Source organism: Pseudomonas sp. B12(2026) (assembly GCF_057767015.1).
Genome location: NZ_CM173430.1, coordinates 1,643,291 through 1,655,525 on the forward strand (window position 1 = coordinate 1,643,291; position 12,235 = coordinate 1,655,525).

12 protein-coding genes are annotated in these 12,235 nt (G+C 69.0%); 5 read left to right on the forward strand and 7 right to left on the reverse strand.

The window, feature by feature from the left end; translation table 11 throughout:
* Positions 1 to 103: 103 nt before the first annotated feature.
* From hppD to AC3B6A_RS07665, 3 genes are all read left to right on the forward strand, one after another.
* Positions 104 to 1,186 carry a 4-hydroxyphenylpyruvate dioxygenase gene (gene hppD / locus AC3B6A_RS07655; protein ID WP_488401743.1) on the forward strand — a complete coding sequence of 361 codons (1,083 nt, stop codon included), beginning with the start codon at positions 104 to 106 and terminating at the stop codon, positions 1,184 to 1,186.
* A gap of 52 nt (positions 1,187 to 1,238) precedes the next feature.
* Positions 1,239 to 1,880, forward strand: a complete 642-nt coding sequence (gene maiA, locus AC3B6A_RS07660) for a maleylacetoacetate isomerase (RefSeq protein ID WP_488401744.1) — start codon at positions 1,239 to 1,241, stop codon at positions 1,878 to 1,880.
* A gap of 101 nt (positions 1,881 to 1,981) precedes the next feature.
* Positions 1,982 to 2,356, forward strand: coding sequence for an MliC family protein (locus tag AC3B6A_RS07665; RefSeq protein ID WP_488401746.1), 375 nt, complete (start codon positions 1,982 to 1,984; stop codon positions 2,354 to 2,356).
* 312 nt (positions 2,357 to 2,668) lie between these two features.
* Here the strand turns inward: AC3B6A_RS07665 and AC3B6A_RS07670 are convergent, their stop codons facing one another.
* Positions 2,669 to 3,478, reverse strand: a complete 810-nt coding sequence (locus tag AC3B6A_RS07670) for a nucleoside-binding protein (protein WP_488403541.1) — start codon at positions 3,476 to 3,478, stop codon at positions 2,669 to 2,671.
* 354 nt (positions 3,479 to 3,832) lie between these two features.
* Between AC3B6A_RS07670 and arfB the strand changes: the two genes are divergently transcribed.
* On the forward strand, positions 3,833 to 4,246 hold the full coding sequence (arfB, locus tag AC3B6A_RS07675) for an alternative ribosome rescue aminoacyl-tRNA hydrolase ArfB (protein WP_488401747.1): 414 nt from the start codon (positions 3,833 to 3,835) through the stop codon (positions 4,244 to 4,246).
* A gap of 177 nt (positions 4,247 to 4,423) precedes the next feature.
* Here the strand turns inward: arfB and AC3B6A_RS07680 are convergent, their stop codons facing one another.
* The 5 genes from AC3B6A_RS07680 to glcD all read right to left on the reverse strand — a co-directional run bounded on the left by AC3B6A_RS07680 (position 4,424) and on the right by glcD (position 10,612).
* On the reverse strand, positions 4,424 to 6,115 hold the full coding sequence (locus AC3B6A_RS07680) for a lactate permease LctP family transporter (protein ID WP_488401749.1): 1,692 nt from the start codon (positions 6,113 to 6,115) through the stop codon (positions 4,424 to 4,426).
* A 270-nt stretch (positions 6,116 to 6,385) separates the two neighbouring features.
* Positions 6,386 to 6,802: a heme-binding protein gene (locus AC3B6A_RS07685; RefSeq protein WP_488401751.1), complete on the reverse strand. Its 417-nt coding sequence runs from the start codon at positions 6,800 to 6,802 to the stop codon at positions 6,386 to 6,388.
* Positions 6,781 to 8,073 carry a glycolate oxidase subunit GlcF gene (glcF, locus tag AC3B6A_RS07690; protein WP_488401752.1) on the reverse strand — a complete coding sequence of 431 codons (1,293 nt, stop codon included), beginning with the start codon at positions 8,071 to 8,073 and terminating at the stop codon, positions 6,781 to 6,783. The genes AC3B6A_RS07685 and glcF overlap by 22 nt, the downstream gene beginning before the upstream one ends.
* Positions 8,073 to 9,113: a glycolate oxidase subunit GlcE gene (gene glcE / locus AC3B6A_RS07695; protein ID WP_488401754.1), complete on the reverse strand. Its 1,041-nt coding sequence runs from the start codon at positions 9,111 to 9,113 to the stop codon at positions 8,073 to 8,075. The genes glcF and glcE overlap by 1 nt, the downstream gene beginning before the upstream one ends.
* Positions 9,113 to 10,612 (reverse strand): glycolate oxidase subunit GlcD, encoded by a 1,500-nt coding sequence (gene glcD, locus AC3B6A_RS07700; RefSeq protein ID WP_488401755.1) that lies wholly within the window; start codon positions 10,610 to 10,612, stop codon positions 9,113 to 9,115. Before glcD ends, glcE begins: the two co-directional genes overlap by 1 nt.
* 230 nt (positions 10,613 to 10,842) lie before the next feature.
* On the opposite strand from glcD, the gene glcC reads away from it, so the two are divergent.
* Complete coding sequence (gene glcC / locus AC3B6A_RS07705) at positions 10,843 to 11,613, forward strand: transcriptional regulator GlcC (protein WP_488401757.1); 771 nt, start codon at positions 10,843 to 10,845, stop codon at positions 11,611 to 11,613.
* Positions 11,614 to 11,763: 150 nt separating this feature from the next.
* On the opposite strand, the gene AC3B6A_RS07710 is transcribed toward glcC, so the two are convergent.
* Positions 11,764 to 12,198 carry a MerR family transcriptional regulator gene (locus tag AC3B6A_RS07710; RefSeq protein WP_488401758.1) on the reverse strand — a complete coding sequence of 145 codons (435 nt, stop codon included), beginning with the start codon at positions 12,196 to 12,198 and terminating at the stop codon, positions 11,764 to 11,766.
* Positions 12,199 to 12,235: the final 37 nt, after the last annotated feature.

A 12,235-nucleotide genomic window follows, 5' to 3' on the forward strand; every position in this document is an offset into this window, starting at 1 on the left:
CGGGGTGGCTTGTCCGTGGCCGCGCGGACGGATGAGATGGAGGTATTCCAGAGCCTGGAAGGCCCCGTGCCGCTCCAGCCGATAACGACAATGAGGAGGCCGGATGAACGCCGTGTCCAAGATCGACCAGCACAACCCCATCGGTACCGACGGCTTCGAGTTCGTCGAATTCACCGCCCCCGACGCCACGGGCATCGAGCAGCTGCGCCAGCTGTTCACCAGCATGGGCTTCACCGAGACGGCCAGGCACCGCTCCAAGGAAGTCTTCCTGTTCCAGCAGAACGACATCAACATCGTGCTCAACGGCAGCCCCACCGGCCACGTCCACGAGTTCGCCAGGAAGCACGGCCCGAGCGCCTGCGCCATGGCCTTCCGGGTGAAGAATGCCGCCCAGGCCGCCGCCTACGTCGAGTCCAAGGGCGCGAAACTGGTGGGCAGCCACGCCAACTTCGGCGAGCTGAACATCCCCTGCGTCGAAGGCATCGGCGGTTCGCTGCTGTACCTGGTGGACCGCTACGGCAGCCACAGCATCTATGACGTCGACTTCGAGTTCATCGAGGGCCGCAGCGCCACCGACAACGCCGTCGGCCTGATGGCCATCGACCACCTGACCCACAACGTCAAGCGCGGCCAGATGGACGTCTGGTCCGGCTTCTACGAGCGCATCGCCAACTTCCGCGAGATCCGCTACTTCGACATCGAAGGCAAGCTCACCGGCCTGTTCTCCCGCGCGATGACCGCGCCCTGCGGCAAGATCCGCATCCCGATCAACGAGTCGGCCGACGATACCTCGCAGATCGAGGAATTCATCCGCGAATACCACGGCGAGGGCATCCAGCACATCGCCCTGACCACCGACGACATCTACGCCACCGTGCGCAAGCTGCGCGCCAACGGCGTGGACTTCATGACCACCCCGGACACCTACTACGAGAAGGTCGACAGCCGCGTCGCCGGCCACGGCGAGCCGCTCGACCAGCTGCGCGAGCTGAGCATCCTGATCGACGGCGCGCCGGGCGACGACGGCATCCTGCTGCAGATCTTCACCAACACGGTGATCGGCCCGATCTTCTTCGAGATCATCCAGCGCAAGGGCAACCAGGGCTTCGGCGAGGGCAACTTCAAGGCCCTGTTCGAATCCATCGAGGAAGACCAGATTCGCCGTGGCGTGATCTCCGAGAAGTGACCCACGTGCGGGACGGCTGCGCATGAGGCGCGGCCGCCCCCGGAGAACCGCCATGCTCACCCTGTATTCCTACTGGCGCTCCAGCGCCGCCTACCGCGTGCGCATCGCCCTGGGCCTGAAGGGCCTGGCCTACCGCCAGGTGCCGGTGCACCTGGTCAAGGACGGCGGCCAGCAGCACGCCGCCGGCTACAAGGCGCTCAACCCGCAGGAACTGGTGCCGCTGCTGGTCGACGGCGAGGCGCGCATCGCCCAGTCCCTGGCGATCCTCGAATACCTCGACGAAACCCATCCGCAACCCGGCCTGCTGCCGCGCGACCCGCTGCAGCGCGCCCAGGTGCGCGCGCTTTCCCTGCACATCGCCTGCGACATCCATCCGCTGAACAACCTGCGCGTGCTGCAATACCTCAGCGGCCCGCTGGGCGTGGCGGACGACGCGAAGAACGCCTGGATCCGCCACTGGGTCGAGACCGGCCTGCGCGCGGTGGAAGAGGGCCTCGCCGCCTGGCCCGGCCCGCTGTCCCTCGGCGAGCGTCCCGGCTACTTCGAGGCCTGCCTGATTCCCCAGCTGTACAACGCGCGGCGCTTCGGCTGCGACCTGTCCGGCTGCCCGCGCCTGCTCGCCATCGCCGCCCGCTGCGAGGCCCTCGAAGCCTTCCAGCAGGCCGCGCCGGAAGTGCAGCCCGACGCCCAGTGAGCCCCCGGCGTTGCCCGGCCTTGGGACGGGCCGCGCTCGATTGACCGCGCGGCCCGATCCTTCCTAGAGTGACCGGGCCATTTTTCGTCAGAGGGATATTCATGAAAAAAGCACTTTGGCTGCTCGCCGCCGTGCCGGTCCTGCTCGTCGCCTGTGGCGGCGAAGAGAAGAAGGCGCCGCAGGTCGACGCGCTGGTCCTGCCCGGCGACGCCAAGCTGGACTCGCGCAGCGTCTCGTACACCTGCGAGGACGGCCGCGCGTTCGGCGTCCAGTACCTGAACAAGGGCGACAACAGCCTGGCCGTGGTGCCGGTCACCGACGCCTCGACCCTGGTGTTCGCCAACGTCATCTCCGCCTCCGGCGCCAAGTACGTCGCCGGCCAGTACGTGTGGTGGACCAAGGGCCCGGAGGCCACCCTGTACAAGGGCTGGAAGGGCGGCGAACCGGCGGATGGCGTGGCGTGCAAGGAAAAGTGATTTCTCCCGCGCCATGATCGAAAAAGCCCGGCTGATGCCGGGCTTTTTCATGGAGGGATTCACACCGAGGTCTGACACCCCGCAGGAGCGGACTCCGTCCGCGATCAGCCCTTGTGCCGAGATATCGCGGACGGAGTCCGCTCCTGCAGGTGCACAGCTTTTCGTAGGAGCGGACCTTGTCCGCGATGGCCTGGGACCGGCCTGGCGGCCGGATCGCGGATAAGATCCGCTCCTACGAAAGCAGCCCCGTGCGTGGGGCTGCCTCCGTGGGAGAGAGCCATGCCCGCGATCGCGCGCAGGGTGCGCACCGCGTCAGAAGGTGAACTCCACATTCACCGTCGGTGTCGAGGTGCGGCTGCCGCGGCCGCCGTCCACGCCGAACTTGTTGTGCCAGTACTCGTAGCCCACGCCCAGCCACAGGTTCGGCAGGCGTTTGGTGCCCGGCAGGGTGGCGAACATCAGCGAGGTGCGCAGCAGGGTTTCCGGCGCGGTGTCCTGGTCGTTGTAGTCCTCGCCCTTTTCCCCGGTGTAGTTCAGGAAGCCCTGGAACTTCGCCCCGTGGTCGCCCAGCTGGAGCGGCCGCAGCCAGGTCAGGTTGACCATGTAGGTGGTGTCGAAGGTGTGGTCCGGGTGGCGCACGTTGGGGATGCCCGAGTGGTTCTTCTCGCGGTAGTAGAACAGCGAGAGGTCCAGCACGCCGGGGCCGTTGAACTTGAGGGTGGGGCCGAACACCAGGGCGCGCTTCTTCGCCGAGGCGAGGTTGTTGTTGCGGCTGGCATCGAAGCCGAAGGTGAAGGCGTGATCCTTCACCAGCCCCTTGCCCTGCGGCAGGTCGAACACCCGCGAGGCGAACAGCTGGCTGCGGAACACCCCGTAGACCTCGCTGCTGCCGTGGTCGGTGCCCTTGCGCGGGTCGTCGCTGTCGGACTGCAGCACGTCGAGGTGGAAGAAGTTGCTGCCGTAGCGGTAACCGTTCGCGTGGCTGAAGCTGAAGATGCGCTTGCTGATGTCGTGCGGGTTGTTCGGGTTGGTGAAGCCCGTGCCGTAGCGGAAACCCAGGGTGTTGCTGGTCCACTCGAACAAGCGATCTTCCTCGGCCTGCGCCATGCCCAGCGGGGCCATGACCAGCGCGGTACCGAGGGCGATCCAGCGGCCGGTGCTCGGGCGGCGGCGGGAACGCGGTTGGGGGCGGGCGGCGCCAAGGGCCGTCATCGCGGATGAAACCATGCTGCACCTCTGTCTTGTTTTTGTTTTTTCTGCCAAGGGGCCGGCGTCCCGCAGGGTGAACTGCGGTCGGTGACAGGCTGGGTTCTAATGGTGAATTGAAGACATTGCAAGAAAAATTTGTACACAAATACGTATACAAAAATTGACGCAAGAGTCAGGAACGGGCGCTCCGGGGCGGGCTGGATGGCTTCGCGACAGGCTCGGCGGTGCGCGCTATCCTGACGATCATTTCCTTCCTGAATCTTCCCCATGCTGCAGATTTCCAACGCCGTGCAGATCCCCGACGCCGAGATCGAGCTGAACGCCATCCGCGCCCAGGGCGCCGGCGGGCAGAACGTCAACAAGGTGTCCAGCGCCGTGCACCTGCGCTTCGACATCCGCGCATCGTCCTTGCCGGCGTTCTACAAGGAACGCCTGCTGGCGCTGAGCGACCAGCGCATCAGCGGCGATGGCGTGGTGGTGATCAAGGCCCAGCAGTTCCGCACCCAGGAGCAGAACCGCGAGGACGCGCTGAACCGCCTGGCGGAGCTGATCCGCAGCGTGGCGAAAGTGGAGAAGAAGCGCCGCCCGACCAAGCCGACGCTGGGCTCGAAGACCCGCCGCCTCGACGGCAAGAGCAAGCGCGGGGCGATCAAGGCGGGACGGGGGAAGGTGGATTTCTGAGGTGCTGCCCGAGTGGGACAGCGCCGCTTGAACGATGCCCTCTCCCTTCCGGGAGAGGGCATCCGCTTTTCGTAGGAGCGAGCTTGCTCGCGAACAACCCCCGCCGCGGAATCAGTTCGCGAGCAAGCTCGCTCCTACACGGGGACGCGTGCCGGCAGGTGCAACCCCAAACCCGCGTCAGTGCACCAACACCCCCGTGAACACATACGCCTGCGCCAGCGTGATCAAGCCGATGAACGCGGCGAAAATCAGGCTGTGCTTGACCGTGAAGCGGAACAGGTCCGACTCGCGCCCGACCATCCCGGTGGCCGCGCAGGCCACGGCGATGGACTGCGGCGAGATCATCTTGCCGGTCACCCCGCCGGTGGTGTTGGCCGCCACCAGCAGCGTGTCGCTGACCCCCAGCTGGTGCGCGGTGGTCGCCTGCAGCGAGCCGAACAGGGCGTTGGACGAGGTGTCCGAGCCGGTCAGGAACACCCCCAGCCAGCCGAGGAACGGCGAGAAGAACGGGAAGGCCGCGCCCGTGCCGGCCAGCACCAGCGCCAGGGTGGTGGACATGCCCGAGTAGTTGGTGACGAAGGCGAAGGCCAGCACCATGCCGATGGTCAGCACCGGCCACTTCAGCTCCACCAGCGTGTCGCGGAAGGTCGCCGCGCCGCTCTTGAAGTCGATGCGCAGGATCACCATCGAAATCAGCGCCGAGAGGAAGATCGCCGTGCCGCTGGCCGAGACCAGGTCGAACTTGTAGATGGCCGGCATCGGCGTCGGGTTGGCGACGATGGGCGCCGCCTTGAGCACCAGCTGGTCGAGCCAGGGCACGTTGATCACCGCCACCCAGCTCTCCAGCGCGGCGCCGGGCAGGAACATCGCCTTGAACGGCTTCATGGTCCAGATGGTGACCAGCACGGTGAGGATCAGGAAGGGCGACCAGGCCTTGAGGATCTGCCCGAGGCTGTACCGCGACTCGCCGCCATTGCCGGCGCTGCCGCCGAAGCCACCGAGCACCGCGCTGCCGTCGGCGTTGATCGCGGAAACCTCCTGCTCGCGCACGGCCTTGGGCTGCCACACGCGCAGGAACAGCGTCAGGCAGACCATGCTCAGCAGCGCGGAGGTGATGTCCGGCAGCTCCGGGCCGATGAAGTTGGAGGTGAAGAACTGGCTGACGGCGAACACGCCGCCGGCCACCAGCAGCGCCGGCCAGGTCTCGCGCACGCCGCGCCAGCCGTCCATCATCGCCACCAGCCAGAACGGCACGATCACCGACAGGATCGGCAACTGGCGCCCGGCCATGGCGCCGATCTTGAAGGCGTCCACGCCCGACACCTGGCCGGCGACGATGATCGGGATGCCCAGGGCGCCGAAGGCCACCGGCGCGGTGTTGGCGATCAGGCACAGGCCCGCCGCGTACAGCGGGTTGAAGCCCAGCCCGACCAGCAGCGCCGCGGTGATCGCCACCGGCGCGCCGAAGCCCGCCGCGCCTTCGAGGAAGGCGCCAAAGGAGAAGCCGATCAGCACCACCTGCAGGCGCTGGTCGGTGGTGATCGACAGCACCGAGCTGCGGATGATCTCGAACTGCCCGCTCTTGACCGTCAGCTTGTAGAGGAATACCGCCGCGACGATGATCCAGGCGATCGGCCAGAGACCGTAGAAGAAGCCGTAGACGGCGGACGCGAAGGCCATGCCGACCGGCATCCCGTAGACGAGGATCGCCACCGCCAGCGACAGCGCCAGGGTGATGGCGCCGGCGACATGGCCCTTGAGGCGGAACACCGCCAGGGCGAGGAAGAAGAACACGATCGGCACGAGGGCGGCCAGGGCCGAGAGGCCGAGGCTGCCAAGCGGGGTGTAGAGCTGCTGCCAGGTTTGCATGGGGATTGTCCCTTGTTGTTGTGGATGCAGAGGCAAAGCGTCAGCGGTGGATGAGGGCGGCCGGCGGTGCGTTCGCCGGGTGGCGGAAGGACGGGCGGCGGCGCGCCGGCGTCCATTGAAAAAGCCCCGGAACACGGTGCGTGGCGGGGCTTCTGAACACGGGTGCGGGCGCGCGTCGGAGGATTTTGCCGGCGGCTCGCCCGGGGGCGACGACGACCGGGCCCCGGCCTGCGCGGGGCACCTGTCGTCCGTGTCGGCCGGCGTACGGGGTCACGGCGTGGCGTCCCGGGCCAGGGCCGTGGCGCCGGCGCTGGCCACCTGGGCGTCCTGGTCGGCCTTGACCCCGGAAACGCCCACCGCGCCGACCACCTCGCCCTCCACCCGCACCGGCACGCCGCCCTCCAGCGAGGTGAGCAGCGGCGCGGTGACGAAGGCAGTGCGGCCGCCGTTGACCATCTCCTCGTAGCCCTTGGTCTCGCGCCGGCCGAGCGCCGCGCTGCGGGCCTTCTCGGTGGCGATGTAGGCGCTGGCCGCGGCGCAGCCGTCGAGGCGCTCCAGGGCCAGCGGATGGCCGCCGTCGTCGACGATGGCGATGGTCACCGCCCATTGGTTGCGCTGCGCCTCGTCACGCGCGGCGGCAAGGATGCGGCCGACTTCGTGCTGGGTCAGAACGACTTTGTGCTGCATGTTTCCACCTCGCCCTTGGGGTTTTTCGTCGTGCCGAGGGAGGGCGACGGCGCATCGGCCAGCGCTTCCTCCACCAGTTCGATCCAGTGCCGCACCGGCGTGCGCCCGGCACCGTCGAGGTGCGTCTGGCAGCCGATGTTGGCGGTGACTATCACTTCGGGATTGCCGCTCTCCAGCGCCTTCAGGCGGTTGTCGCGCAACTGGCGCGAGAGGGCCGGCTGGGTCAGCGAATAGGTGCCGGCGGAGCCGCAGCACAGGTGGCCGTCCGGCACGCCGGTGAGGCTGAAGCCCAGGCGCGCGAGCACGCCTTCCACCGTGCCGCCGAGCTTCAGCGCGTGCTGCAGCGTGCAGGGGCAGTGGAAGGCCAGGCGGCGGTCGCCGTGCAGCTGCAGCTCTTCCAGCGGCTCGTCGCGCAGCACCTCGGACAGGTCGCGGGACAGTTCGCTGACCCGCCTGGCCTTGGCCGCATACTGCGGGTCGCGCTCCAGCAGGTGGCCGTAGTCGCGGACGAAGGCGCCGCAGCCGCTGGCGGTCTGCACGATGGCTTCGGCGCCGGCGTCGATGGACGGCCACCAGGCGTCGATGTTGCGCCGCGCGCGGTCCAGGCCCTGTGCCTGGGCGTTCAGGTGGTAGTCCACGGCGCCGCAGCAGCCGGCGTCCGGCGCCGGGATCACGCTGATGCCGAGGCGATCCAGCACCCGCGCGGCGGCAGCGTTGGTGTTGGGCGAAAGCGCCGGCTGCACGCAGCCTTCGAGCATCAGCATGCGCCGCGCGTGGCGCGGCTGCGGGCGCTCGACCGGCGGGCGCGGATGGCGCGGCAGCTTGTTCTGCAGGCTCTCCGGCAGCAGCGGATGCAGCGCCCGGCCGGCCTTGGCCAGGGCGCCGAACAGCACGGGATTCGGCACCACGGCGCGCAGCCCCCGGCGCATCACGCGCTCGCCCAGGGTGCGCGGCACCTGCTGCTCGACCACCTCGCGGCCGATGTCCAGCAGGTTGTGGTAGTCCACCCCGGAGGGGCAGGTGGTCTCGCAATTGCGGCAGGTCAGGCAGCGGTCCAGGTGCAGTTGCGTCTTCGCGCTGGCCTCGTGGCCTTCGAGCACCTGCTTGATCAGGTAGATGCGCCCGCGCGGGCCGTCCAGCTCGTCGCCCAGCAGCTGGTAGGTGGGGCAGGTGGCGGTGCAGAAGCCGCAGTGCACGCAGGAGCGCAGGATGCGCTCGGCCTCCTCGGCGCGGGGCAGCTGCTTGGCGTGTTCGCTCAGGTTGGTTTGCATCAGACCTCCGCGTACATCCGGCCGGGGTTGAAGATGCCCTGGGGATCGAGCTGCTCCTTGAGGCGGCGGTGATAGACCAGCAGGGGCACGGGCAGCGGGTGGAAGCTGTCGTCGCCAGGAGCGTAGCGGGTGGCGTGGCCGCCGGCCTCGGCGGCGCTGTGGCGGATCAGCCCGGCGTCCGCGTCGGACTTCAGCCAGCGCTGCGCGCCGCCCCAGTCGATCAGCTGTTCGCCCGGCAGCGCGAGGGCCGGCGTGGCGTTGGGCAGCGACAGGCGCCAGAGCGTGCCGGGGCCGGCGAAGAAGTCCAGGCGCTGCTCGCGCAGGTCCTGCCAGTAACCGCTGTCGATCTCCTCGCCGCCCAGGCGCAGGCGCGCCGAACAGACCGAGCCTTCGCCGCCTTCCAGGCGCAGGCGCAGCGCCTCGCCGTCGTAACAGGCGGCGGTGATCGGGATCGGCTGGCTGCCCCATTCGGCCAGCTCGCCGAGGGCCTGGTGGACGTCCATCTCCAGGCGCAGGCTGGCGCACATGCGCGGCTTGGGCAGCACCTTCATCGAGACCTCGGTGATCAGCCCCAGGCAGCCGAAGCTACCGGCCAGCAGGCGCGACAGGTCATAGCCGGCGACGTTCTTCATCACCTCGCCGCCGAAACGCAGCAGCTTGCCGTGGCCGGTGATCACCCGCGTGCCCAGCACGTAGTCGCGCACCGCGCCCGACCAGGGCCGGCGCGGGCCGGAGAGCCCGGCGGCGACCATGCCGCCGAAGGTCGCGGCGGAAAACCCCGGCGGTTCGCAGGGCAGCATCTGCCCGGCGGCGTCCAGCGCCGCTTCGATCTCCGCCAGCGGGGTGCCGGCGCGGGCGGTCAGCACCAGCTCGGTCGGGTCGTAGCTGACGATGCCGCAATGGGCGCGGGTGTCCAGTTCCTCGCCGTTCACCGGGCGGCCGAGGAAGGCCTTGCTGTCGCCGCCGCGGATGCGCAGCGGCAGCTTCGCGTTGAGCGCGTGGTTCACCTGGTCGAGCAGGGCGGCGCTGGCGTCGTGCATCAGAAACGCTCCAGGTCGGGGAAGGGCAGCTGGCCGTGGTGCACGTGCATGGCGCCGAACTCGGCGCAGCGGTGCAGGGTCGGGATGTTCTTGCCGGGGTTGAGCAGGCGGTCCGGGTCGAAGGCCGCCTTCACCGCATGGAACAGGGTCAGCTCGTCGCTGTTGAACTGCGCGCACATCTGGTTGATCTTCTCGCGCCCCACGCCGTGCTCGCCGGTGATGCTGCCGCCCACCGCCACGCAGAGTTCGAGGATCCTGCCGCCGATGGCCTCGGCGCGCTCCAGCTCGCCCGGCACGTTGGCGTCGAAGAGGATCAGCGGGTGCATGTTGCCGTCGCCGGCATGGAACACGTTGGCCACCCGCAGGCCGAATTCCTCCGACAGCTCGGCGATGCCGTGCAGCACGCGCGGCAGCTCGCGGCGCGGGATGGTGCCGTCCATGCAGTAATAGTCCGGCGAGATGCGCCCCACGGCCGGGAAGGCGTTCTTGCGCCCGGCCCAGAAGCGCACGCGCTCGGCCTCGTCGCAGGCCAGGCGCACGTCGGTGGCGCCGGCCGCGCGCAGCACGCCGTCGACGCGCTCGCAGTCGTCCTGCACGTCGGCTTCCACGCCGTCCAGCTCGCACAGCAGGATGGCCGCCGCGTCCACCGGGTAGCCGGCGTGGATGAAGTCCTCGGCGGCGCGGATCGACAGGTTGTCCATCATCTCCAGCCCGCCGGGGATGATGCCGGCGGCGATGATCTCGGCCACCGCGCGGCCGGCCTTTTCCACCGAATCGAAGCTGGCCAGCAGCACCCGCGCCACCTGCGGCCGGGGCAGCAGCTTGACGGTGACTTCGGTGACGATGCCGAGCATCCCTTCGGAGCCGGTGAACAGCGCCAGCAGGTCGAAGCCGGGGCTGTCGAGGGCATCGCTGCCGAGGGTGAGGTGCTCGCCCTCGACGGTGAGGATGTCCACCCTGAGCAGGTTGTGCACGGTCAGGCCGTACTTGAGGCAGTGCACGCCGCCGGCGTTCTCGGCGACGTTGCCGCCGATGGAGCAGGCGATCTGCGAGGACGGATCGGGCGCGTAGTAGAGGCCGTGGGGCGCCGCCGCCTGGGAGATCGCCAGGTTGCGCACGCCGGGCTGCACGCGGGCGAAGCGGCCCTGCGGGTTCACTTCGAGGATCCGGTTGAAGCGCGCCATCACCAGCAGGATGCCTTTCTCCAGCGGCAGCGCGCCGCCGGAAAGGCCGGTCCCCGAGCCGCGCGCCACCACCGGCACCTTGCGCGCGTGGCAGAGCCGGAGCAGCGCCTGCACCTGCTCCATGCGCTCGGGCAGCGCCACCAGCATCGGCACGGTGCGATAGGCGGAGAGGCCGTCGCATTCGTAGGGCTTGAGGTCTTCGGCGGCGTGCAGGAGTTCGAGGTCGGGCAGGGCCGCGCGCAGGTCGGCCAGCAGGGCGGACTTGTCGACGGCCGGCAGCGCGCCATCGACGCGCTCGTCGTAGAGGATATTCATGGGCTGACGGTGCTCTGATCTTGTTTTTGTTCGAGCCCGGCGGGCGGGCTCCCGGAGCCACAGCGTCCCCGAACATGCGGCCGGCGCCCGGCCGGCGTCCACCGCGATTGGCACTGGTCCTACCAGTTCTTCTCCGGCCGGCGCCTGGAAAGACCGTGCCCAAGCGGCTAGGGTTGACGGCTGCGGGGCAGGTGAAGACCTGCTGGTCCTACCAGTTGCGGAGAAGGTCCATGAACGGTTCCCAACCGGGAAAGCAGCGCGTCGCCGACCAGGTGGCGGAGAAGATCGAGCGGCTGATCGTCGACGGCGTGCTCAAGGTCGGCCAGGCGCTGCCCTCGGAGCGGCGCCTGGTGGAGAAGCTCGGCTGCTCGCGCTCGGCCCTGCGCGAAGGGCTGCGCGTGCTGCGTGGGCGCGGCATCGTCGACACCGAGCAGGGGCGCGGCTCCTTCGTCGCCGACCTGACCGGCGCGGAGGACGTGTCGCCGCTGCTGCACCTGTTCCGCTCGCAGCCGCGCACGCTCTACGACCTGCTGGAGGTGCGCGCGCTGCTGGAAGGGGAGTCCGCCCGCCTGGCCGCCCTGCGCGCCACTGAGGCCGACCTGGTGCTGATCGGCCGGCGCTTCGAGGAAATGCACGCCGCCTTCGACGAGCCGCAACCGCTGGACCCGCGCGAGCACGCCCGGCGCGACCACGCCTTCCACCAGGCGATCAGCGAGGCCTCGCACAACCCGGTGCTGGTGCACACCCTGCAATCGCTCAACGAGCTGATGCTCAGCACCGTGTTCGCCTCAGTGAACAACCTCTACAACCGCCCGGCGCAGAAACGCCAGATCGACCGCCAGCACGCGCGGCTCTACCGCGCCATCACCGAGCGCCAGCCCGAGCAGGCCCAGCGCGCCGCCCGCGAGCACATCCACAGCGTGCGCGACAACCTCTGGGAAATCGAACAGGAAGAGCAGCGCCTGGTGCGCGCGACGCTGCGCCTGGAAGGCTGGAAGTAATCGCGCCCGGACGGCTCTTCGCAGGCGCGAGCCAGCTCGCGAAGCGCATGCCTCCCGACCTGCCGGGAGGCACTGCTCTTGCAGGAGCGGACCTTGTCCGCGATGGCGGAACAGGCCGGCCTGCCGGCCGGATCGCGGATGAATCCGCTCCTACGGGGACGGCTCTTCAGCGCGCGCCTTGCGCTCGCGCATCTCGGCCGCCATCCGCTCGGCGTTGGCCTGGCAGTCCATGCCTTCGGGCCTGTTCTCGATGTCGTCGATCACCGCCAGCAGGTGCTTGCGGTTCTGCCGCAGTTGCTTCTCCATCGCCTCGATTTCCGCGACCTTGCGGCGCAGGCTGGCGAGCAGCTCGTCGTGGCCGCCTTTCTGCGGATTGGAATGCGGCAGCAGGTTGCGGATTTCCTCCAGGCTGAAACCGGTCTGCTGCGCGCTGCGGATGATCTCCAGCAGGTCCAGCGTCTGCGCCGGGTATTCGCGGTAGCCATTGGCCAGGCGGTGCGCCGGGGCGATCAGCCCGCTGGCTTCGTAGAAGCGGATGCGCGAGGGGGCGAGGCCGCTGAGGCTGGCCAGTTCACCGATTTTCATGGAGGGCTCCGAAGGGGGCTTGACCTTGAAGTGAACT